The following is a 19,630-nucleotide window of genomic DNA, read 5'->3' as shown; positions in this document are numbered from 1 at the left end:
AAGGGGGCGGGAGGTCTGTGCCTTAGTCAGTTGTAAGTCGTGCAAGTTGCAATATGCACGACAAACGATGCAAGTCTTTTGATGAGATGTCATGACGCGCTGACAGGGGCAGATGGAGGAGGGGCCATGCAAATTGCAGGGAAGCCTCGAAAAACACCAGCCTTACTACCGATCCGGCCAGGAATTCGGTACAGACAACGAGGCACTGACGCTGAGGTTTCGCCTTTTCCTTTAAGGAAGGCAACACAAGTAGAGGCCGTTTGGCTTGAGAAGTTCGCCAGGACGGTCAGTTTTTCTCTATAGGCATCATGCAAAACGCAATGCTTGAAACCCTGCATCTTGCAGTATGCAAGCGGCAGAAAGCGGATCTAATTTTTAACTTATTGATTTTAAAGGATTTTTTTTATTCAAAAACTTGGCATGCCGTCTGCAATATCTCTTGCATAGAGCCTGAAACGGCCAATAACAGTTGAAGGAGTAAACCCATGGTCAGCCAGATTGCACGTAACAATATGATCTGTTCGGCATTCTTCGCAGGTGTAGCAGCAGTGCTGTTCACCACTGGCCATACCTCTACTCCTGTTGCTGCTCCGCAAGCCGTACCTCACATTGAAGTGAAGGCACCGGCGGCCAAGCCTCTGGCAAGCCATGTAAGCGTCGAGCAGCAAAAAGCCATTCCGGCTCAATCTACTGTTGACCGTTTCCCCCGTCAGACTCGCTGGGTTTTCTAAGGAGACGCTTGCGATGTCCGGGACCTACACAACCTTCGCTTTGACCTTCGCCAGCGCGATAGTTCTATTGGGCCTTGTAGCCAGCATGATTTTGATTGGCCGTGCGTTAAAACAGACGGATAGCCGGAACACACGCGATTTAGAAGTATCCATACCGAGGAGCCTATCTTTCTCGGAAAGCGGTGCCAGAGAGTCTCGGATAAGACAGTCGGCCTGGCCTGAGAAAGTAAGTGTGTCTCGATAATCAACTAGAAATCCAAACTAGAAACCAGAGAAAAGTAAGACGAGGAGAATCATCATGCTGAGCTGGGCTATCACGTTTCTAATCATCGCTATCATCGCAGGTGTTTTGGGCTTCGGCGGCATCGCCGGTACAGCAGCAGGTATTGCCAAGATCCTGTTCGTTCTGTTCCTGATCCTGTTTGTGGTGTCCTTCTTCTTCGGTCGCCGCCGACCCTGACACAGGGCCTGCGATTGTCATCAAATCGTAGCCGTAGGCCGGTTTAATGACCTGACCGAACACACGCCCCGACTTGTCGGGGCGTTTAGGCCAAGGGGCTTGGGTGCTTTGCGGTAAGAGGAGCATCCTCAGGGTACAGGGAGTACCTTCGTTGAGACGAGCCAGGCTGGACGATATATCCCCCAGACGTTTTGGGCCTCGACCGTGGGTCTTGAGGACTAAAACGCCTGGGGGACATAATTTTGGGTTATTGCATTTTTACCGCCAGCTTGGCGACATGCTCGCCCTGATGGCTCGCCAGTTGTAGTTCCTTGGCGCTGGGCAATCGAGAGCCATCGGCTCCTGCCAGCGTGGCTGCGCCGTAAGGCGAGCCTCCCCTCACTTCAGTAATATCCGCCAGCATGGGGTCGGTATAAGGCATACCGACAATCAACATGCCATGGTGCGCCAGCGTGTTCCAGAAGGACGTAATGGTAGTCTCACTACCGCCCCCGGTTCCCGTCGAAACGAACACACTGCCCAGCTTGCCCACCAATGCACCCTTGACCCACAGACCGCCCGTCTGATCGAGAAAGGTGCGCATCTGGCCCGCCATGTTGCCGAAACGGGTCGGTGTTCCGAAGATGATTGCATCGTAGTCAGCCAGCTCTTGAGGCGTGGCGACCGGCGCTGCCTGATCAAGCTTGGCGCCAGCATTGCGGGCCACGTCTTCAGGCATGGTTTCGGGGACGCGCTTGATCGTCACTTCAACGCCCGGTACACGTCGCGCACCTTCTGCCATGGCTTCAGCCAGGCGCTCGATATGTCCATACATGGAATAGTACAGAACCAGAACTTTCTTCATGTCGTCTCCTTGATTAACACAGAGGGCCGCGTGACGGCCTTTTGATGGCTTAAGAAAGGACAACAGCGGTCAGGAATCGTCGGCAGGTTTCTCTTCCTGAACCGTCTCAATTGTGGTTGATACCTATCGAAGCGTTCGACTTTTTACAGGCGCAGGGCTGCTCGACCTTCGCCATCGGGAGTCAACCCTCGTATCATCCCCGGCTGGTTTCGGGGAGATGCATCATGCTGAACGGGTTATGGCTGGGCTTTTTCATCGTGGCGGCGATCAGTGCGCTGGGACGATGGTTGATCGGAGACGATGCAGGCGTGTTTGCAGCCATGGTCGAGAGCCTGTTTGCCATGGCCAAGCTGTCGGTAGAGGTGATGATCCTGTTATTCGGCACACTGACGCTCTGGCTGGGTATCCTGCGTATTGCCGAGAAGGCCGGGCTGGTCGAAAAGCTGGCTCATGTCCTTGGGCCGCTGTTCCGCCGTTTGATGCCGGAAGTGCCTGCCGGCCATCCGGCGCTGGGGCTGATTACGCTCAACTTTGCGGCTAACGGCCTGGGGCTCGATAATGCGGCTACGCCCATTGGCCTCAAGGCCATGCGGGCTTTACAGGACCTGAACCCCAAGCCGGAAACGGCTAGTAATGCACAGATTCTATTTCTGGTGCTGAATGCATCCTCCCTGACGTTACTGCCCGTCACTATCTTCATGTATCGCGCCCAACAGGGTGCGCCTGATCCAACCCTGGTCTTTCTGCCTATCCTGCTGGCGACCAGTGTCTCCTCGCTGGTCGGGCTGCTATCCGTTTCGTTCATGCAACGGCTCAAGCTGTGGGATCCGGTCGTCCTGGCGTGGCTGGGTGGCGGCGCACTGCTTCTGGGCGGCTTCATGAGCATTCTGGTCACCTTGTCGGCAACGGCCCTGGCGGCATTGTCGTCGCTATTAGGTAATCTGGTGCTGTTCGGCCTGATCCTGATGTTCCTGATCTTTGGCGCGCTCAAGCGGGTGCCGGTTTACGAAACCTTTGTCGAGGGTGCAAAAGAAGGGTTCGAGGTTGCCAAGAACCTGTTGCCCTATCTGGTTGCCATGTTGTGCGCGGTGGGCGTGTTACGGGCATCAGGCGCACTGGAAATCATTCTTGACGGTGTTCGCCATGCCATGGGCTGGCTGGGTTGGGATACCCGCTTCGTCGATGCGCTGCCTACAGCACTGGTCAAGCCGTTTTCGGGCAGCGCCGCCCGCGCCATGCTGATCGAGACGATGCAGGCCAAAGGTGTGGACAGTTTTCCAGCCCTGATTGCGGCCACTGTCCAAGGCAGTACCGAGACGACCTTTTATGTGCTGGCTGTCTACTTCGGCTCGGTAGGAATCCAGCGGGCTCGCCATGCCGTCGGATGTGCACTGTTGGCCGATGGTGCCGGGGTGTTGGCGTCCATCCTGGTCTGCTATTGGTTTTTCGGCTGAGTTAGCCGTTTTCGAATTCCGACATCCAGTGCTTGCGAACGATGCGGCGCTGGCGGCGGCTCGTGAATTGCTCCGTCTGACGACTCTTTGCAATTAACGAGCAGTAGTGATCATCGTATTGCCCGAGCAAGAAGCGGCGACGTACGCCAATGGGATGCTTGTCAGACCCGTAAAACGCGATTACGTGGATTTCCAGGCCATTAAATACCCAACCCTCCGGCGGGTGCATGCCATTGAGTTCTACTTCGTGAGCTGCGGCTACACGGGCGATCAGCCGCTGAAAGGTGCCAATATGTGTAAAGTCACCGGTCTTCAGCGGCCCCTGGCGGGTGGCTTTATACAACTCGACGTCCTGATCGAAATCATCCTCGCTGCTTTCACGGACATCCGTCACATCCGCCTTGAGCGTACCGTGCGAGGTGTGCAGGTGCACGATCAGCTGGTTAATGAAGATCGGCTCGGCACTCATGTTGGAAAGCAGGCACAGGGCGCCTACCCCCTTGCCGGCGCCGCGGTTGATAATGAGCCGCGGTTGACGCTGGCGCTTGAAGCCGCTCAGCAGCAGCTGCGCATAAAAGATCCATACCAGCAACGTGCAACCGGAGATGAACAGCGTCAGGACGTCACGGTACTCGCGTAACCAATCCAGCATTGGGCTACCTTTAAGGGAAAATTTGCACCTTATTGGAAGAGTCCCCGGTAGGCTGGTTCCCCGCGTGTTGCCTTTCCGTGATCGGGTACTAGAAACTCAATGTGACGGCCCTAGTCAAAAACCAAGAAGGGCATTTCCCGCTCAAGGAGTGAAACCATGAAAACGCTTGGATTGTTCGTTGCAGCCAGCCTGTTTACAGCCCCGCTCTGGGCGGCCCCGTTACCATGCGATCAGCTCAAGTCTGAGATCGAAGTGAAGATCCAGGCCGCCGGAGTCAGCGCGTACACGCTGGAAATCGTACCGAACGCAGACGTCACCGATCCCAACATGGTGGTGGGCAGCTGTGAAAACGGCACCAAGAAGATCATTTACCAGCGTAACGACGGCTAGAGCGGGATGCACTGACGCTGACGAACCGTTCCAACCGGCTGCCCCCGGCTATCGTGCAGCTCCAGCCGGGGCTGGTCCATGTAGGCTGACGCCTCGATGCGGTAGCGTTCGCCTGCCTTGAAATCACCGTACTGGACGATCATGTAGCAGTTGATCTCCACCGGCTCGTAGCCAAAGCCCATCATGCCGCCGCCCGGAACCATGCCACCCAGCTCGAACTGATAGCGAACCTGTAGCTCATGCGTGCCGGGCGAGACCTGGAAATAGCGTCCATCGTCGAGCCGCTTGCCATCCAGACGATCCGCCATCAGCACGTTGCCTACCGAGGCCATCTGCATGTGCAGATCCACCCAGGCCATATTGGGGTCCTTGGGCGGAAGAGGACTGGCGCAGCCTGCCAGCAGTACGGCGGCGAACAACAGGTGCTTTTTCATGGCCTTTAGCCCGAGCGAGTCTGAGAATATCGATTAGACATCGCCGCAGCGACTTTCTCCACCCCGTGCGACTTCCTGCTGACTGGCATCGTACAGCTTGGCCCAGGCGCGGAACCCGGCCTGCTCAGCCTGTAGCCGATAGCGTTCGCCCGCCGAGAAATCCTTGTAATGGACATTGAGCAGGCAAGTGCGGACCAGGGGCGTGGCACTGGGGCCGATATTGGCCGGATCGACCTTGAACTGGTAGCGCACCTGAAGATCATGGCTACCGGGTTGCACCTGGAAGTAACGGTCGTCCTCAAGGGTCTGGCGATCGGCTTGCTGGGCTTGGAGCAGATCCGGTTTTTCGGTCTTGAGGTCGATCCAGGCCTGGGAAGGGTCCGGCTTGGGCAGCGGCATCAGGGAACAGGCAGTCAGTGCCAGGGCAGGGCACAACAGGAGAATACGACGCATGAGTGAGCTCCAGACAAAGGTAATGCAACGGGGCAGGATTCTCGGCTTCCTTCCTCAGTGCCGGTTTCCATGGGGCCGATACTCATACTAGAGTGTCGCCTCCTCATACCGGCGCTCCAGGTTATTTACCATGTCCCGTCTCTGGTTAGCCCAAGTCGACCTTAAAAGCTTGAGATGGGTTCCATTTATCGCGGCCCTTTGGCTGTGCGGCTGCTCGTCTGTCGGATATTACGGGCAGATGGCAAAAGGGCAGGCGGCCTTGTTATGGCAGCGCACACCCATCATCCAGGTCATTGATGATCCTTCTACCGATCCGGCCCTGAGGCGTCGCCTTGAGCTGGCCCTGCGCGCCCGCGAGTTCGCCAGTCGGCAATTGGGCTTGCCGGATAATCGCAGCTATCGTCTGTTCGTAAAGCTGGACCGGCCTTACGTTGTCTGGAATGTCTTTGCAGCACCGGAGTTCTCACTCTCGCCCCTGACGCATTGCTTTCCCATTGCCGGTTGCGTGGCGTATCGCGGTTACTACCATGAAGAGGCAGCGCAAAAGGCGGCAGAGCCGCTTAAGGCCAAGGGGTGGGATACCTATGTGGCAGGTGTGCCAGCGTATTCGACGCTGGGATGGTTCGATGACCCGCTGCTCAGCAGCATGCTGCGTTGGGACGACGATCAGTTGATTGCAACGATCTTCCACGAGTTGGCCCATCAGAACCTCTATGTGCAGGACGACACGACCTTTAATGAGTCCTATGCCAACTTCGTCCAGCAGGAAGGGCTTCGCCAATGGCGTGCGGCTCAAGGGTTGCCGCCACCTGATCCGCTCCGCGAACAACAGTACCGGCAGTTCGTAGAGCTGATACTGGATACACGTAAGCAGCTTGAGTCGCTTTATGCACAGCCGCTTGTAGTCGAGGCGATGCGACAAGCAAAGGGCAAGGTATTCGAGACGATGCGGCGTGACTATGCACAGCTAAGGGATACGCAGTGGCGAGGCGATCACCGCTTTGATGCCTGGATGGCGGGTCCGCTAAATAACGCAAAGCTCTTGCCGTTCGGGCTATATGAGCAGTGGGTGCCGGCCTTTGCTGCCTTGTATGCCGAGCATCCCGGAAACTGGCCAGCCTTTTATGCACGTGTCCGGGCGTTGGCAGCGTTACCAGCCGTCGACCGCCAGGCTCGGTTGAAAGCCCTGGCGGAGCGGCAGGCAGAACAGAACGATTAGAGCGGTTCACTCCAGAGCGTGGCGCTGATCTGACCGGTCTCGCCGGGAGCCAGCACCATCACATCGTCCATGACACGGGCGGTCTCGATGCAAAGCATGCGCTGCCAGGCATCATCGGCGAACGGTGTCAGACGCTTGGATTTTTCGATCCAGGGGTTCCATAGCACCGCGGACGAGGTGTTCTTGGTCTCGATGAAAATACGGCGATTCCACTCAGGGTCACGAATCCCCAGGCGGGAGGGCAGACCCTGATAGACGCGGTCCACTTCCTGGTCGATGACCGGCTCGCCGTTCTGGCGCTTGCGTTCCCAGCCGTCGAGGCAATCGTAGTAGTCAGCGTGGGTAAAGCCCTCGATACCGACCTGACGGGAGTCGCTCACGGCAAAGTAGGTATGCAGGGCCTGGCTCAGGGTCAGCGTCTGATCACCAATGTTGCGAGTAGTAAGCGTCATGGTGAGACGATCGCTTACCTCAGCCGACAGGGTTAAATCGGCGGCATGGGGCCAGCCGGGCATGTGGGCAGCAGAGGTCTGGTAGTGGAAGTCCAGGCGGACGCGGTCCACATCCACATCCATGTCACCGGTTGCCCACCCGGCCTGACGAACGAGGCCATGCTGCGGGGCGCCTTCTACCTCGGTCAGCATGTGCTGAACGGCCGGCGGGTTGCGCTTGATATCGCCAAACCAGGGCCAGCAGACCGGTACGCCGCCACGAATGGGTTGGCCATGAATGAATTCGGCATCCGGATTGTCCCAGATGATCGGCTGCTCGCCATCAAGGCCGAAGCTGAGGATATGGGCGCCCTGGCAGGCAATGACGGCTTCGGCACGGCCGATACGGATACGCCAGCAGGGCAATTCGCCCTTCTGGATCTGTTCAACGAGGGGAGCGGCTTGGGTCATCAATAATTCCTTGGTCGTTATTATCAGTGAGCGCTGGGCCTGTTCGGTTTGGCCGCGTCAATCGGTTCCGGCAGGACATGACAAGACCTGCCGGATAAGGTGAGTAGAGTAGCGCTATCTTGCGCCACGGTGTGCGTTTCGAAGGCTACGACTCATGAAGGTCGGGTGGGGTTTCCATTGAAGCTGCGTGCTCGGTCTCATATCCGGATTCCGCCTGCTCCAGGACGCCATAGGCGATACTGCAGAACAGCGAATTGAGACGCTTCATGTCTGACAGCAGGCCAAGGTGTAGCGAGCTGGTCTCGATGCTTTGTACGACCTGATGGTGCAGGCGCTCCACATGGGCGTGGGCGTACCGCCGCTCCAGGACGCGAAAGCGCTGCTTGGCACGCCGCAGGCGACGGGCCGAGTCGACATCGCCAGACAGAAAGACTGACAGGCATAGCCTCAGGTTGGCCATCAGGTGGCCGTGCAATGCGGCGAGTTCTTCAAGGCCTTGCTCGGAAAAGGAGCGATTGGCCGAGATTTTCTTGTTTTCCAAATCACTGGCCATGCGCTCGATGATATCTCCGGCCTGCTCAAGGTTGATGGCCAGTTCGATGATCTGCGCCCAGCGACGGCTGTCCCGATCCCCCAGATCTTCTCGCGGAATACGGGCCAGATAGAGCTTGATGGCGGTGTAGAGCGCATCAACATCATCATCCAGGCGGCGGACTTCCCGTCCCTGGGCCTTGGTGCCACCGCTTATCAAGGCCATCAGCTCCGTGAGCATATGCTCCACCACATCGCCCATGCGCAGCGCCTCACGGGCGGCGTTGGCAAGCGCCAGGGCGGGGGTATCCAGTACGGACGTATCCAGATGACGTGGGTTCATGGTGATGTCTGCCTGCGGCCGATCCGGCAGGATGAGCGTACAGAAGCGCGCCATCGGACGTGTCAGGGGCAGGAACACCACACAGCGGACGAGGTTGTAGAGTACGTGGAAGCCGATCACTAGCTCTGCCGCCGCCAGCTCCCAGTTGTCCATCCAGTCGGCCACGGTGTCGACCCACGGCAGTACCAGCGCGCAGCCGGCCAGCTTGAACAGCAGGCTGCCCAGGGCTACCCGTCGACCGGCCGGTGTCTGGCGGGACGCACTCAACATGGCCAGAAGACCGCTGCCCAGATTGGCACCCACCACCAGGCAGAGGGCTACTTTCAGCGAAATGACGCCTGAGCCGGCCAGCGTTGCCGTCAGCAGGACAGCCGCAAGACTGGAGTAGGAGATCATGGCAAACAGAGCCCCGGTCAGGGCGTCGAGCATTTCGTCTCCGGTCAGTGAGGAGAACAGCACCTTGACGCCTGCAGCCTGGGTCATGGGTGTTGCGGCCGCTACGATCAGCTCCAGCGCCAGAATGATCAGTCCCAGCCCGATCGCCACCCGGCCCAATTGCCCGGGGCGGGACTGCTTATGACCAATGAAAAGAATGACGCCCACCAGGATCAACAGCGGAGAAAGCCACGACAGATCAAAGGTGAGCACACGGGCCATTAGTGCCGTCCCTACGTCGGCGCCCAACATGATCGCAAGGGCAGGCCTGAGGGTCATAAGCCCCTGGCCTACGAAGGACGTTGCCAGCAGCGCCGTGGCATTGCTGCTTTGCACGAGTGCGGTAACGCCAATGCCAGCGGCAAAGGCTAGCGGGGTGTGACGTACGCTGCGACTGAGTACGCGACGCAGGTTCGCCCCGTAGACCCGCATGATGCCGGTCCGGACGATGTGCGTTCCCCATACCAGCAGGGCCACCGCAGAGAGAAGGTTCAGTAGTGTAAGCATTCAGGCGCCCTCCCGGCGCAACTGCTTCCCGGCTGCCTGGCCAGGCTGTAACAAAAGTTTCACATTCATATGCCATGCAGGCCGCAGCGCCTGCTGAGACGGCAGGACGGTAGTCGGGGCTATACAGGGTTAGTCGCCTGTAGGGAGAATATGTTCACCCTGCAGTAGAAGCGCTTTGCTTCTCCACAGTGCCTGAAGGCGGCGTAGACGCTCTGGCTTGACAGGCGGAGCGGTCCATGTCGGGAGCGTTTTCGCTGAACATGGCGTCTGACTGATTGTGACTCGACACAAGGTAAGGTGTTCGCGTCAGGGGTGCGTTATAGTCCGCCGCCGCGTCCATATGCCATTTTTGCCGCTGCATTTAGAAAACAAATATTAAGAAGATATAAACAGCCGCGGTAAACTGTGCGTTTATGTGGGCGCTTTGCCAGCGTCATATCGATAAATCAGGAGGCACAGCCGCTTATCAGGGCTGACCACGCCTACAGCAATACCCACAAGGTTTCGCGTTAAGTGATCGAATTTCAGAACGTTCAAAAGACCTACCTCGTTTCAGGTCGCCAGGTGCCGGCGCTCCAGTCGACCAACCTGCGCGTCGAGGCGGGCGAAGTCTTCGGCCTCATCGGCCACTCCGGGGCCGGCAAGAGCACCATGCTGCGCCTGATCAACCGGCTGGAAGCACCCAGCGGCGGCCGGATCATTGTGGATGGCGAAGACGTCACCGCGCTGGACAGCGCCGGTCTACGTGCCTTCCGCCGTCGTGTCGGCATGATCTTTCAGCATTTCAATCTGCTGTCATCCAAGACCGTGGCGGCCAATATCGCTATGCCGCTTGAGCTGGCAGGCGGACATTCCCGCGCCGAGATCAACGCGCGCGTGGATGAATTGCTAGCCCGTGTTGGCCTGACCGACCATGCCCGCAAATACCCGGCACAGCTCTCGGGCGGCCAGAAACAGCGGGTCGGCATTGCCCGTGCGCTGGCGACGCGGCCGAAAATCCTGCTGTGCGACGAGGCCACCAGTGCTCTCGACCCGCAGACCACCGGACAGGTGCTTCAGCTGCTGGCGGAGATCAACCGTGAACTGGGTCTGACCATTGTGCTCATCACCCATGAAATGGATGTGATCCGTCGCGTTTGTGACCGCGTGGCGGTACTCGATGCCGGCACAGTTGTCGAGCAGGGCACAGTGGCGGATGTCTTCCTGCATCCCAAGCATGCCACCACTCGGCGCTTTGTGTTCGAGGCCGAACACGTGGACGAGGGCGATCTGATGTCGTCCTACAGCCATGTGGAGGGTCGTATCTTGCGCCTGACCTTCCGTGGCGAAGCCACCTATGCGCCCCTCCTGGGTCAGGTAGCCCGGGAAACCGGCGTGGATTACAGCATTCTGGGCGGTCGAATCGACCGTATTCGCGAAGAACCCTACGGCCAGCTGACCATTGCCCTCGTGGGAGGGGATCTGGACGCCGCTCTGGCTCGTTTCGACGCCGCTGATGTAACCGTGGAGGTCATTCGCTGATGGACGCTTTTCTCGCCTTTTTTGCCGATATCGACTGGGCCGAAATCTGGCAGGCTACCCTCGACACCCTGCAAATGCTGGGCTGGTCGATGTTCTTTACCGTACTGCTCGGCTTGCCGCTGGGCGTTCTGCTCTTTTTGACCGGCAAGCGCCAGTTGCTGGAACAGCCCATCGTGTATGGCCTGCTGTCGTTCCTGGTGAACGTCCTGCGTTCGATTCCCTTCATTATCCTGTTGATTCTGATGATCCCGATAACCGTATGGCTGATCGGCACCTCGCTGGGCGTCGAGGGTGCTATTCCGCCGCTAGTGGTGGGGGCTGCGCCCTTCCTGGCACGTCTGGTCGAGACGGCGCTGCGCGAAGTGGATCGTGGCATCATCGAGGCAACCCAGGCCATGGGCGCAAGCCTCTGGCAGATCGTGACCCGTACCCTGCTGCCCGAGGCCCTGCCTGGCCTGATCGCCGCTGCAACCGTTACAGCGATTGCGCTGGTGTCCTACACGGCCATGGCGGGCGTGATTGGTGGCGGTGGTTTGGGTGATCTGGCGATCCGCTTCGGATACCAGCGCTTCCAGACCAATGTCATGGTGGTCACCGTCGTACTTCTGCTGATCCTAGTACAGGTGCTGCAGATGGTCGGTGACCGCCTGGTTGTAAAGTTCAGCCGCCGCTAACAGGCTGTCCGCCAGGCCTCAAGGTCCGGCGGAAAACACTAGCATTACACGCTGTTCCCTCTTATTTTCGAAAGGAATCCGCTATGTCTCTGAAACGTACCCTGCTTTCCGTTGCGCTTGGTTTTGGTCTGGTGACAGCGGCTCATGCCGAGACCCTGAAGGTGGCAGCGAGCCCTATTCCCCACGCGGAAATCCTTGAGCTGGTCAAACCCCAGCTGGCAAAGGAAGGTGTAGATCTGGAGATCAAGGTCTTCAACGACTATATCCAACCGGATCGCCAGACCGACCAGAAGCAGGTCGATGCCAACTATTTTCAGAGCAAGCCCTATTACGAGTCCTACCAGAAGAGCAACAAGGACAGTAATCAGGTGCCGGTCGTAGCCGTACACGTCGAGCCGTTTGGCGCCTATTCCCAGAAGATCAAGTCGATTTCCGAATTGAAAGACGGCGCGACCATTGCCATCCCCAACGATCCGACCAACTCGGGTCGCGCGTTGCTGCTGATCGCCAAGCAGGGTTTGATCACCCTGAAAGACCCGAACAACATCTCTGCTACCCAGCGCGACATCGTGGATAACCCCAAGCACCTGAAGTTTAAGGAGCTTGAGGCCGCTACGCTGCCGCGTGTACTGAACCAGGTGGACCTGGCGCTGATTAACGCCAACTATGCGCTGCAGGCCAAGCTGGTACCGACCAAGGATGCGCTGTTCATCGAAAGCGCCGAGTCGCCCTACGCCAACTACCTGTACACCCGTGCGGAAAAAGCCAACGATCCAGCCATCCAGAAGCTGGCCAAGGCCCTGACCACGCCTGAAGTGAAGAAATTCATTCAGGAGAAATATCAGGGTGGCGTTGTTCCCGCGTTCTGATCGTAATGACCTGATCGGGTATGAGGAGAGGGGTTGAGGGGTAGACCTTGAACCCCCATCTCCTGGACTGATCCGCGTGTCGTTGACATGCTTTTGAATCTGCCGAGGAGTTTGACCATGAAGAAACTGATTGCCGCTGCTGCCCTGCTGGCTGCCGCCGTCACTGCCCATGCGGCAGAAAAGCTGAGCGTGGCGGCAACGCCTGTTCCGCATGCCGAGATTCTGGAATTCGTAAAGCCCCAGCTGGCGAAGGAAGGCGTGGACCTGGACGTCAAGATTTTCACTGACTACGTTCAGCCCAACCTGCAGGTGGCCCAGAAGCGTCTGGATGCCAACTTCTATCAGCACAAGCCTTACCTGGACGAATTCAACAAGAGCCGCGGAACCGATCTGGTACCGGTCGCTCAAGTGCATGTGGAGCCGTTCGGTATCTACTCCCAGAAGGTCAAAAGCCTGGATGAGGTCAAGGAAGGCGCAACCGTTGCCATTCCCAGCGACGCCACCAATGGCGGCCGTGCCTTGCTGCTCCTGGAAAAAGCCGGTCTGATCACGCTCAAGGATAACTCCAATATCCTGGCGACCCCGCGTGACATCGCCACCAATCCCAAGAAGCTCAAGTTCAAGGAGCTGGAAGCCGCTACGCTGCCGCGTGTGCTGAACCAGGTGGACCTGGCGCTGATCAACACCAACTATGCGCTGGAAGCCAAGCTGAACCCGACCAAGGATGCGCTGCTGCTGGAAGGCAAGGAGTCGCCTTATGCCAACCTGCTGGTTGCCCGCCCGGACAACAAGGACAGCGATGCCATGCAAAAGCTGGCCAAGGCCCTGACCAGCCCGGAAACCAAGAAATTCATCGAAGACAAGTACAACGGTGCGGTTGCTCCGGCGTTCTGATCGCTTCGATAACAAAAAGCCCGCCCTGAACCGGCGGGCTTTTTTATGGGTACGATCCGGATTAGCCGGGCTGCATCAGCTCAACTACAACCTGATCGGGCCCGTGGATCGTCACGACTTGCCAGCCCTCACGGGGACCCTGGGTAATGATACGGGGCGCTGGTACCTCATACCCCGCCTTGCGAATGTGCACCAGTCGCACCTCAAGGTCATGGACCTGAAACAGGAGGGGAACGACCGCAGGGATTTCAGGCTCCGGTAGCTGATGCACAGGAACAGGCTGCTCGATCAGCAGCACACGGTAGTCATGAGCTTCCAGCTCGGCAACAGCGGTCGCCTGGAGGCTCGAAAGCGCTTCATCAGCAGCTGATTCGCTTCGGCGAGTGAGCGTGAAGCCAAGGGCAACCGCCCAGAAATTCAGCGACTCAGCCAGTGACGGAACAACAAGTCTGAGGTAATCGGAACGGCGTAAGACGGTAATAGGCTCGCTTGAAAACATCAAAAATATCCATGACTAGTCACCTAAGGGTATCTCGTTGAGCCTGCTAGGCTGAGGCCAGGTAGGTAAAGATTGAGTAAAGCCTGTCTCATTTTGAACCTTCGAAGGACTCAGCTTCGGGCACCGGTAAAGCGCCGCGGATCTGCACGATAATGATCATGACCAGCGCCCCCGCAGCCAGCAGCAAAGGCATGGCGTGGCCGGTCAGCCATTGGCTGGCGGCTCCAGTGGTTAAGGGGCCGAGTAGGCAGCCGAATCCCCAGAGCTGGGCGATACGGGCATTGGCCTGGACCAGCTCGGCGTCCCGGTAACGTTCGCCAATCAGGATCAGGGCGAGGGTGAAAATACCACCGGCGCTGGCACCAAAGATCACCAGTAACGGCCAGATGTAGGTGGTGTGCAGCAGGAGCGGCATGGCGAGGCTGGTCAGCAGCAGTGTGACACCACATGCCTTGAACAGACCGGTGCGCGAAACACGGTCAGCCAGTGCGCCCAGCGGCAGTTGTAGCAGGGCGTCTCCGGTCACGACCGTGCTGGCCATGAGCAGGGCGGTACGCTGGTCAAAGCCCTGGTTCAATGCGTACACCGGCAGCAGTGTCAGCATCATGGCCTCGAAGGCGGCAAATAGCACAACAGCCCAGGCGATGGCGGGGAGTTGCCGGCAAAAGCGCAAAAGGCCGCGGCCAATGGAGCCATGATCGCTGGCTTTAGGCGCACCGCTGCGGCCTACAAGCGCAAGAGAGCCCATGATGAGCAGGGCGGTACTGATCCAGAAGCCGCCGTTGCCTTCAGTGCCAATCAGGGTCAGAACCAGGGGGCCGGTCAGCTGGCTCAGGGCATAGGCGCTGCCATACAACGCCACCAGTTTGCCGCGCCACTGTTCAACGATGATCTGGTTGATCCAGCTTTCACCGAGCACGAAGATCATGGTCAGAATAACGCCCAGCAGTAACCGGAGCAGTACCCAGACGCTGTAATAGGGCAGGAGGGACAGCAGCAGTACGGACAGCGCACCCGCCAGAAGGCAGAGCTGCATCAGCCGCGGCGTACCGATACGAGCGGCCAGGCGTCCGGTTATACCGGCCCCCACGATGATGCCGATGGCCGGCGTGGCCGCCATGAACCCAATGGCGAACGGGCCGTAGCCCCAGTTTTCCAGCCTCAATGATACCAGCGGCATGGTGATGCCCAATGCCAGCCCCACACTGATGATGGCGCCCAGCACGGCAAAATAGGTCCCCCAGCGCATGAGCGCTCCTTGTGGTGCAGAGGGTAATAGGACAGCACGTACCGGCGAGAGTTACGCCTTGTTCAGCTTGCCGAAATGCTCGCAGGCGGCATCGCAGAAATGCTCCAGCCGGTCGACGATATCCGGCGTCAGGCTGACCCAGCGCACCCGACGGTCAACATCGCCATTGGTTTCAGTCAGATAGCCCCGGTCGATCAGATGCTGGACATATTTGACGGCGGTGCGCCGGCTGATGCTGGGCATGAAGGCATAGAGATCGGTTTTGCGCAGGGATTGATCCTGCCGCTGCCACATGTTGATGAACAGGTCGGAGTAGCTGAGATCGCTTAGCCCCAAATCGCCGAAATGAGCAATCCAGCTGTTGTCCATGGCCAGAATGGCGTGTGCAACAGCGCGGCGTTTGGTTTGACTGAAGCGACGGGTCATGTTCGTTACCGGTAAGTGCAGACAGGCAGGGCCTGTTTGTTGGCTTTCTTGCCTCGGTGGCTAACGCTTGGCACCCACCGTTTACAGGGCAACACAGGTTAAGCGGCTCGCGGCAGCTGACGAGCATGCGCAGTGTAATGGCTGGACGATATCTGCCGGTAGCGTTTGTATACAGGCGCGCGCCTGTTGTGCGCTAGTGGTCATGCGTGACACGCAGGACAGATGAACTAGAGGAGAAAATACGTTTCCGATAGGCTGAGAAGAACCGGTGACACGTGTGATGCCCAGAGCCTCACCTGATCACCAGCCCTGATGAGTTTTTAAGGACACGATAACGATGCGTAAGTGGCAATGTATTGTCTGCGGTTACATTTATGACGAAGCGGCAGGCTGGCCGGATGATGGTATTGCGCCTGGGACCCGTTGGGAGGATGTTCCGGAAGACTGGATGTGTCCGGATTGCGGCGTCGGCAAATCCGATTTTGAAATGATCGAGATCGCCTGATCCGCTCCTTCCCAAGCGGCCGACCGGTTGCTGTCTTCGTCCCGGGTTTGTACTGATGACAGGCCCGGCGACACATTCAATAATGCGTGAACCTATCTGAGCGGGGCGCCCGGTGACGCCACGCCTGAACCAACGCAGAGAGAACGTTATGAGCGAAATTTTACCCCTGGTCATCATCGGCACAGGGTTGGCGGGCTACAACCTGGCCAAGGAATGGCGCAAGCTCGATAGCCAGACGCCTCTACTCATGATTACGGCCGATGACGGGCGTTCCTATTCCAAGCCCATGCTGTCCAACGGCTACGCCAAGAACAAGCAGCCGGATGAGCTAGTCATGGCGGAGCCGGGGGCAATGGCTGAGCAGTTCAATGCCCGAATCTTTACCAATACCCGCGTCACGGCTATCGACCCTGGCCACAAGCGAATCTGGCTAGGTGAGGAAGAGGTTCGCTACGAAAACCTTGTCCTGGCCTGGGGCGCAGAACCTATTCAGGTGCCCGTTGCAGGAGGGTGCGAGGACGCTTTCTTCCCAATCAACGACCTGCAGGACTATGCCCGTTTTCGTCAGGCAGCTGAAGGCAAGCAGCGCGTGCTGATTCTGGGGGCCGGGTTGATTGGCTGTGAGTTTGCCAATGACCTGCGAAGCGGCGGCTATGACGTGGATGTGGTCGCCCCGTGTGAGCAGGTCATGCCCAATCTTGTTCCTGCCGAGGTGGCAGCAGCCGTTCAGAGCGGGTTGGAAAGCATTGGCGCACGGTTTCACCTGGGGCAGACGGTGACACGGCTGGAGCGCGAAAGGGATGGGTATCTGGCGCACCTTTCCGATGGTGCGACTCTACCGTGCGACGTAGCGGTGTCGGCTGTAGGTCTCAAACCACGGGTTGATCTGGCGCAGGCGGCAGGCCTTGAGGTCGAGCGCGGCATTGTGGTCAATCGCGAGCTGCGTACCTCCCATGAAAACATCTATGCCCTGGGAGACTGCGCCGAAGTGGAAGGGCAAAGCCTGATGTATGTGATGCCGTTGATGGCCTGTGCCCGTGCTCTGGCCCAGACGCTGGCCGGAAAGCCCACGGCAGTTACTTATGGTCCGATGCCAGTAATGGTAAAAACGCCAGCCTGCCCGCTGGTTGTCGCATTGGTCAACAAAGGGGCCAAGGGTGAATGGCGGGTTGAGGGAAGTGGAGCGAATATCAAGGCGTTGTGCATTGATAGTGAAGGTAAATTGCTGGGTTATGCCTTGAGCGGAGCAGCCGTCAGCGAAAAATTGGCGTTAAACAAGCAATTACCACCCGTTCTGGCGTAATGACTGAAATACAGCGTTACATTCAAGACGCGTCAGTCGTATGGAAAAAGCGCTGAATGCGACTGGCGCGCGGGTTTGGGCCGTGCCATGCTCAGAGTGCCTGCTTAAACGCGGCTGCTCCGCTCCAGACAAGGGGTGGAGAGTACGGATACAACAACAATAAACACCTACAAGAGGCATCTTTATGCGCAAACCGGAACTCGCCAGCGCCATCGCTGAAAAAGTCGGTCTTTCCAAGGAACAGGCCAATACCGTTCTCAATGCCGTGCTTGATGAAATTGCCAATGCATTGCACCGCAAGGATAACGTCACGTTGGTAGGCTTCGGTACTTTCCTTCCCCGCCATCGCGGAGCCCGTACAGGCAAGAACCCGCAAACCGGTGAACCGGTCAAGATTCGCGCTAGCAATACCGTGGCTTTCAAGCCCGGCAAGGCCTTGCGCGACAGCATCAGCTGATCCCTTGCGCACTGCCTGTATCGGCGTGCTGGGTATGAACTGTCTGGCCCTCTCCCGCCTTCCAGACCGCCATACCCGAACCTCACCGCTACAGGGCATCTGCGTCTAACTATCCGGCGGGCACCTCTGTACCCGCCGGACACACAGGCTAGGCGGCCGTCTGCACGGCGCCTGTCGAGGGTGATCCGCCCAGCGAAGCCGCTTTATGGTAGCGACCTTCCAGACGACGCTTGAGCGCGCGAGGCTCAATGATCAGCTTGACGCCATTGGACTCGTTGGTCCGTTCCCAGTCTGCCAGCAGCTCCATGCAGGCATGATCGATATAGCTCACGCGATCCAGTGGTACATGCAGGGTTGTACCCGGCTTAACGCCTTCCAGCACTTGAGTGATCTTGGGCACCTTCAGGAAGGTGGCCGAGCCGCTCATGCGCAGTTCTGCCTGGGTCTCGTCTTCCTTGTCATAGACCAGAGCCACTTTAAGGCGTGAGGCCTTGAACGCCAGGGTGGCTACCGACAGGGCAAAGCCTAGAACGACACCCGTGAGCAGGTCGGTAAAGACAATGGTCAGCGCCGTCACGGCATAGATCAGGATAGGCGTACGTCCATACTGCTTCAGGCCTTGCAACGCCGAAGGACTGGCCAGTTTTACACCGGTGTAGACCAGGACGCCTGCCAGGCTGGCAATCGGGATTTGCTTGAGCACGAAGGGGAGCGCGGCGACGAACGCCAGCAGCCATGCGCCATGCATAATGGCCGATGCACGTGTTTTAGCGCCGGCCTGGACATTGGCCGAGCTACGAACGATTACCCCGGTCATAGGCAGCGCACCGACGATACCGCACAGCAGGTTACCGACGCCCTGGGCTGACAGCTCACGATCGAACTGGGAACGGGGCCCCTGGTGCATCCGGTCAACCGCTGCGGCGGACAGCAGCGTTTCGGCACTGGCAATAAACGCCATGGCAACCGCTGCCATGAACAGTGTCGGGTTGGTCAGCATGCCCAGGTCGGCAAAGGTGATCCAGTCAATGGCATCGCCGAGGTTGTCCGGCACGTTGACCCGGTTGACGTCCAGATTCATCCACAGGCTGGCCATCGTAGCTGCCGTTACGGCGATCAGCGCGCCTGGCAAAAAGCGTAGCGAATGTGGCCGTTTCTTCTCCCAAAGCCACATGATGGCGATGGTGGCGATACCCAGCATGGCCGCATAGGCACCGCTGCCCTCGTGTCCGCCCCATTCACTGGCTGCCTGTACGGCCGCCTTCGGAAAACCGACCAGGTTGGAAAGGCCCGACGCTTGCGGTGAGGCATCGAGCATCACATGGACTTGGGACAAGACAATCAGAATACCGATACCGGCCAACATGCCATACACCACGGCAGGCGAGGTGACGCGGAACCAGGCGCCCAGCCGGGCAAAGCCCGCTGCGACCTGAATGATCCCGGCCAGGATCAGCACCGGCCCGAGGGCCTTCATGCCATGCTGGTTGACCAGCTCGAATACCAGTACGGCAAGCCCTGCGGCCGGGCCGCTGACCTGCAAGGGGGAGCCGGCCAGAAAGCCGACGATGAGGCCACCAATGATGCCGGTCACCAAGCCCTTGGCTGGCGGCATTCCGGAGGCGATGGCGATGCCCATGCACAAGGGCAGGGCAACGAGAAAGACTACCAGCGAGGCCAAGGCATCGCGTGGAAAGGTCTGCTTGAGTGATGCTGCAGAAGTGTTTCCGAGCATGGTCCTATCCTCCGTAAAAACGCATAGCAACCTGTGCCAGAGCCCTCCCTAACCGGATCTGGCAAAGTCGTTTACCCACACGAAGACGGACAGCGCCCATAACTGCAGGCAGCCATGGGCCTCGTCTGAAAATGACCAGCTAT

Annotated in this window: 22 protein-coding genes; 12 read left to right on the top strand and 10 right to left on the bottom strand. The window is 58.4% G+C overall.

The genetic code is table 11. The features are described 5' to 3' along the window. Nucleotides 1-485: 485 nt before the first annotated feature. Together JQR86_RS18340 and JQR86_RS18335 are read left to right on the top strand one after the other, a co-directional pair. Nucleotides 486-731, top strand: coding sequence for a hypothetical protein (locus JQR86_RS18340; RefSeq protein WP_010796562.1), 246 nt, complete (start codon nucleotides 486-488; stop codon nucleotides 729-731). Nucleotides 732-1,029: 298 nt separating this feature from the next. Continuing rightward, entirely contained in the window at nucleotides 1,030-1,191 is a 162-nt protein-coding gene (locus JQR86_RS18335) for a DUF1328 domain-containing protein (protein WP_010796564.1), read from the top strand. Between the two features lie 247 nt (nucleotides 1,192-1,438). Here the strand turns inward: JQR86_RS18335 and wrbA are convergent, their stop codons facing one another. Next, nucleotides 1,439-2,035 (bottom strand): NAD(P)H:quinone oxidoreductase, encoded by a 597-nt coding sequence (wrbA, locus tag JQR86_RS18330; protein ID WP_150348269.1) that lies wholly within the window; start codon nucleotides 2,033-2,035, stop codon nucleotides 1,439-1,441. Between the two features lie 224 nt (nucleotides 2,036-2,259). Between wrbA and JQR86_RS18325 the strand changes: the two genes are divergently transcribed. Further along, complete coding sequence (locus JQR86_RS18325; RefSeq protein WP_434154024.1) at nucleotides 2,260-3,489, top strand: nucleoside recognition domain-containing protein; 1,230 nt, start codon at nucleotides 2,260-2,262, stop codon at nucleotides 3,487-3,489. 1 nt (nucleotide 3,490) lies between these two features. Here JQR86_RS18325 and JQR86_RS18320 read toward each other — a convergent pair whose 3' ends face one another. After that, on the bottom strand, nucleotides 3,491-4,141 hold the full coding sequence (locus JQR86_RS18320; protein ID WP_434154023.1) for a hypothetical protein: 651 nt from the start codon (nucleotides 4,139-4,141) through the stop codon (nucleotides 3,491-3,493). A gap of 156 nt (nucleotides 4,142-4,297) precedes the next feature. Here JQR86_RS18320 and JQR86_RS18315 point away from each other — a divergent pair, with 156 nt between their 5' ends. Then, nucleotides 4,298-4,531: a DUF1161 domain-containing protein gene (locus JQR86_RS18315; protein ID WP_407362687.1), complete on the top strand. Its 234-nt coding sequence runs from the start codon at nucleotides 4,298-4,300 to the stop codon at nucleotides 4,529-4,531. Here JQR86_RS18315 and JQR86_RS18310 read toward each other — a convergent pair. Both JQR86_RS18310 and JQR86_RS18305 read right to left on the bottom strand, forming a co-directional pair. Next, nucleotides 4,528-4,965, bottom strand: coding sequence for a hypothetical protein (locus JQR86_RS18310; RefSeq protein WP_197872369.1), 438 nt, complete (start codon nucleotides 4,963-4,965; stop codon nucleotides 4,528-4,530). The two genes, JQR86_RS18315 and JQR86_RS18310, sit on opposite strands and share 4 nt — an antisense overlap. 33 nt (nucleotides 4,966-4,998) lie before the next feature. Continuing rightward, nucleotides 4,999-5,418, bottom strand: coding sequence for a hypothetical protein (locus tag JQR86_RS18305; RefSeq protein ID WP_010796570.1), 420 nt, complete (start codon nucleotides 5,416-5,418; stop codon nucleotides 4,999-5,001). Between the two features lie 130 nt (nucleotides 5,419-5,548). On the opposite strand from JQR86_RS18305, the gene JQR86_RS18300 reads away from it, so the two are divergent. Then, nucleotides 5,549-6,637 carry an aminopeptidase gene (locus tag JQR86_RS18300; RefSeq protein ID WP_434154022.1) on the top strand — a complete coding sequence of 363 codons (1,089 nt, stop codon included), beginning with the start codon at nucleotides 5,549-5,551 and terminating at the stop codon, nucleotides 6,635-6,637. Here JQR86_RS18300 and JQR86_RS18295 read toward each other — a convergent pair. Together JQR86_RS18295 and JQR86_RS18290 are read right to left on the bottom strand one after the other, a co-directional pair. Continuing rightward, on the bottom strand, nucleotides 6,634-7,539 hold the full coding sequence (locus JQR86_RS18295; protein ID WP_434154021.1) for a D-hexose-6-phosphate mutarotase: 906 nt from the start codon (nucleotides 7,537-7,539) through the stop codon (nucleotides 6,634-6,636). The two genes, JQR86_RS18300 and JQR86_RS18295, sit on opposite strands and share 4 nt — an antisense overlap. A 145-nt stretch (nucleotides 7,540-7,684) precedes the next feature. Further along, entirely contained in the window at nucleotides 7,685-9,355 is a 1,671-nt protein-coding gene (locus JQR86_RS18290; protein ID WP_434154020.1) for a Na/Pi cotransporter family protein, read from the bottom strand. Nucleotides 9,356-9,868: 513 nt separating this feature from the next. On the opposite strand from JQR86_RS18290, the gene JQR86_RS18285 reads away from it, so the two are divergent. From JQR86_RS18285 to JQR86_RS18270, 4 genes are all read left to right on the top strand, one after another. Then, entirely contained in the window at nucleotides 9,869-10,876 is a 1,008-nt protein-coding gene (locus JQR86_RS18285) for a methionine ABC transporter ATP-binding protein (protein WP_010796574.1), read from the top strand. Next, nucleotides 10,876-11,550: a methionine ABC transporter permease gene (locus JQR86_RS18280; protein WP_434154019.1), complete on the top strand. Its 675-nt coding sequence runs from the start codon at nucleotides 10,876-10,878 to the stop codon at nucleotides 11,548-11,550. The genes JQR86_RS18285 and JQR86_RS18280 overlap by 1 nt, the downstream gene beginning before the upstream one ends. Nucleotides 11,551-11,639: 89 nt before the next feature. Next, the gene (locus tag JQR86_RS18275; protein ID WP_434154959.1) at nucleotides 11,640-12,419 is read left to right on the top strand and encodes a MetQ/NlpA family ABC transporter substrate-binding protein; all 780 of its coding nucleotides are present in this window, start codon (nucleotides 11,640-11,642) and stop codon (nucleotides 12,417-12,419) included. A gap of 117 nt (nucleotides 12,420-12,536) precedes the next feature. Further along, the gene (locus JQR86_RS18270) at nucleotides 12,537-13,313 is read left to right on the top strand and encodes a MetQ/NlpA family ABC transporter substrate-binding protein (RefSeq protein WP_125888148.1); all 777 of its coding nucleotides are present in this window, start codon (nucleotides 12,537-12,539) and stop codon (nucleotides 13,311-13,313) included. Between the two features lie 61 nt (nucleotides 13,314-13,374). On the opposite strand, the gene JQR86_RS18265 is transcribed toward JQR86_RS18270, so the two are convergent. From JQR86_RS18265 to JQR86_RS18255, 3 genes are all read right to left on the bottom strand, one after another. After that, nucleotides 13,375-13,812 (bottom strand): VOC family protein, encoded by a 438-nt coding sequence (locus JQR86_RS18265; RefSeq protein ID WP_434154018.1) that lies wholly within the window; start codon nucleotides 13,810-13,812, stop codon nucleotides 13,375-13,377. 88 nt (nucleotides 13,813-13,900) lie between these two features. Continuing rightward, entirely contained in the window at nucleotides 13,901-15,061 is a 1,161-nt protein-coding gene (locus JQR86_RS18260) for an MFS transporter (protein ID WP_150348261.1), read from the bottom strand. A 51-nt stretch (nucleotides 15,062-15,112) separates the two neighbouring features. Further along, nucleotides 15,113-15,487: a hypothetical protein gene (locus tag JQR86_RS18255; protein ID WP_286787222.1), complete on the bottom strand. Its 375-nt coding sequence runs from the start codon at nucleotides 15,485-15,487 to the stop codon at nucleotides 15,113-15,115. 337 nt (nucleotides 15,488-15,824) lie between these two features. On the opposite strand from JQR86_RS18255, the gene JQR86_RS18250 reads away from it, so the two are divergent. The 3 genes from JQR86_RS18250 to JQR86_RS18240 all read left to right on the top strand — a co-directional run bounded on the left by JQR86_RS18250 (nucleotide 15,825) and on the right by JQR86_RS18240 (nucleotide 17,752). Further along, nucleotides 15,825-15,992 (top strand): rubredoxin, encoded by a 168-nt coding sequence (locus tag JQR86_RS18250; protein ID WP_010796583.1) that lies wholly within the window; start codon nucleotides 15,825-15,827, stop codon nucleotides 15,990-15,992. A 148-nt stretch (nucleotides 15,993-16,140) separates the two neighbouring features. Then, nucleotides 16,141-17,295: an NAD(P)/FAD-dependent oxidoreductase gene (locus JQR86_RS18245; protein ID WP_434154016.1), complete on the top strand. Its 1,155-nt coding sequence runs from the start codon at nucleotides 16,141-16,143 to the stop codon at nucleotides 17,293-17,295. Between the two features lie 184 nt (nucleotides 17,296-17,479). After that, nucleotides 17,480-17,752, top strand: a complete 273-nt coding sequence (locus tag JQR86_RS18240) for an HU family DNA-binding protein (RefSeq protein WP_010796585.1) — start codon at nucleotides 17,480-17,482, stop codon at nucleotides 17,750-17,752. A gap of 148 nt (nucleotides 17,753-17,900) precedes the next feature. On the opposite strand, the gene JQR86_RS18235 is transcribed toward JQR86_RS18240, so the two are convergent. Further along, nucleotides 17,901-19,487 carry a SulP family inorganic anion transporter gene (locus tag JQR86_RS18235; RefSeq protein ID WP_312271298.1) on the bottom strand — a complete coding sequence of 529 codons (1,587 nt, stop codon included), beginning with the start codon at nucleotides 19,485-19,487 and terminating at the stop codon, nucleotides 17,901-17,903. Nucleotides 19,488-19,630: the final 143 nt, after the last annotated feature.

The sequence above is a fragment of the Pseudomonas sp. JZ134 genome (genome assembly GCF_051027695.1).
GTDB classification, from domain to species: domain Bacteria; phylum Pseudomonadota; class Gammaproteobacteria; order Pseudomonadales; family Pseudomonadaceae; genus Chryseomonas; species Chryseomonas luteola.
This window is presented reverse-complemented; position numbering and strand designations above follow the sequence as displayed.

Bases quoted from the DNA above. Each gene is read 5' to 3' on its own strand.
- JQR86_RS18340 (WP_010796562.1), top strand. From the start codon at position 486: ATGGTCAGCCAGATTGCACGTAACAATATGATCTGTTCGGCATTCTTC.
- JQR86_RS18335 (WP_010796564.1), top strand. From the start codon at position 1,030: ATGCTGAGCTGGGCTATCACGTTTCTAATCATCGCTATCATCGCAGGT.
- wrbA (WP_150348269.1), bottom strand. From the start codon at position 2,035: ATGAAGAAAGTTCTGGTTCTGTACTATTCCATGTATGGACATATCGAG.
- JQR86_RS18325 (WP_434154024.1), top strand. From the start codon at position 2,260: ATGCTGAACGGGTTATGGCTGGGCTTTTTCATCGTGGCGGCGATCAGT.
- JQR86_RS18320 (WP_434154023.1), bottom strand. From the start codon at position 4,141: ATGCTGGATTGGTTACGCGAGTACCGTGACGTCCTGACGCTGTTCATC.
- JQR86_RS18315 (WP_407362687.1), top strand. From the start codon at position 4,298: ATGAAAACGCTTGGATTGTTCGTTGCAGCCAGCCTGTTTACAGCCCCG.
- JQR86_RS18310 (WP_197872369.1), bottom strand. From the start codon at position 4,965: ATGAAAAAGCACCTGTTGTTCGCCGCCGTACTGCTGGCAGGCTGCGCC.
- JQR86_RS18305 (WP_010796570.1), bottom strand. From the start codon at position 5,418: ATGCGTCGTATTCTCCTGTTGTGCCCTGCCCTGGCACTGACTGCCTGT.
- JQR86_RS18300 (WP_434154022.1), top strand. From the start codon at position 5,549: ATGTCCCGTCTCTGGTTAGCCCAAGTCGACCTTAAAAGCTTGAGATGG.
- JQR86_RS18295 (WP_434154021.1), bottom strand. From the start codon at position 7,539: ATGACCCAAGCCGCTCCCCTCGTTGAACAGATCCAGAAGGGCGAATTG.
- JQR86_RS18290 (WP_434154020.1), bottom strand. From the start codon at position 9,355: ATGCTTACACTACTGAACCTTCTCTCTGCGGTGGCCCTGCTGGTATGG.
- JQR86_RS18280 (WP_434154019.1), top strand. From the start codon at position 10,876: ATGGACGCTTTTCTCGCCTTTTTTGCCGATATCGACTGGGCCGAAATC.
- JQR86_RS18270 (WP_125888148.1), top strand. From the start codon at position 12,537: ATGAAGAAACTGATTGCCGCTGCTGCCCTGCTGGCTGCCGCCGTCACT.
- JQR86_RS18265 (WP_434154018.1), bottom strand. From the start codon at position 13,812: ATGTTTTCAAGCGAGCCTATTACCGTCTTACGCCGTTCCGATTACCTC.
- JQR86_RS18260 (WP_150348261.1), bottom strand. From the start codon at position 15,061: ATGCGCTGGGGGACCTATTTTGCCGTGCTGGGCGCCATCATCAGTGTG.
- JQR86_RS18255 (WP_286787222.1), bottom strand. From the start codon at position 15,487: ATGACCCGTCGCTTCAGTCAAACCAAACGCCGCGCTGTTGCACACGCC.
- JQR86_RS18250 (WP_010796583.1), top strand. From the start codon at position 15,825: ATGCGTAAGTGGCAATGTATTGTCTGCGGTTACATTTATGACGAAGCG.
- JQR86_RS18245 (WP_434154016.1), top strand. From the start codon at position 16,141: ATGAGCGAAATTTTACCCCTGGTCATCATCGGCACAGGGTTGGCGGGC.
- JQR86_RS18240 (WP_010796585.1), top strand. From the start codon at position 17,480: ATGCGCAAACCGGAACTCGCCAGCGCCATCGCTGAAAAAGTCGGTCTT.
- JQR86_RS18235 (WP_312271298.1), bottom strand. From the start codon at position 19,487: ATGCTCGGAAACACTTCTGCAGCATCACTCAAGCAGACCTTTCCACGC.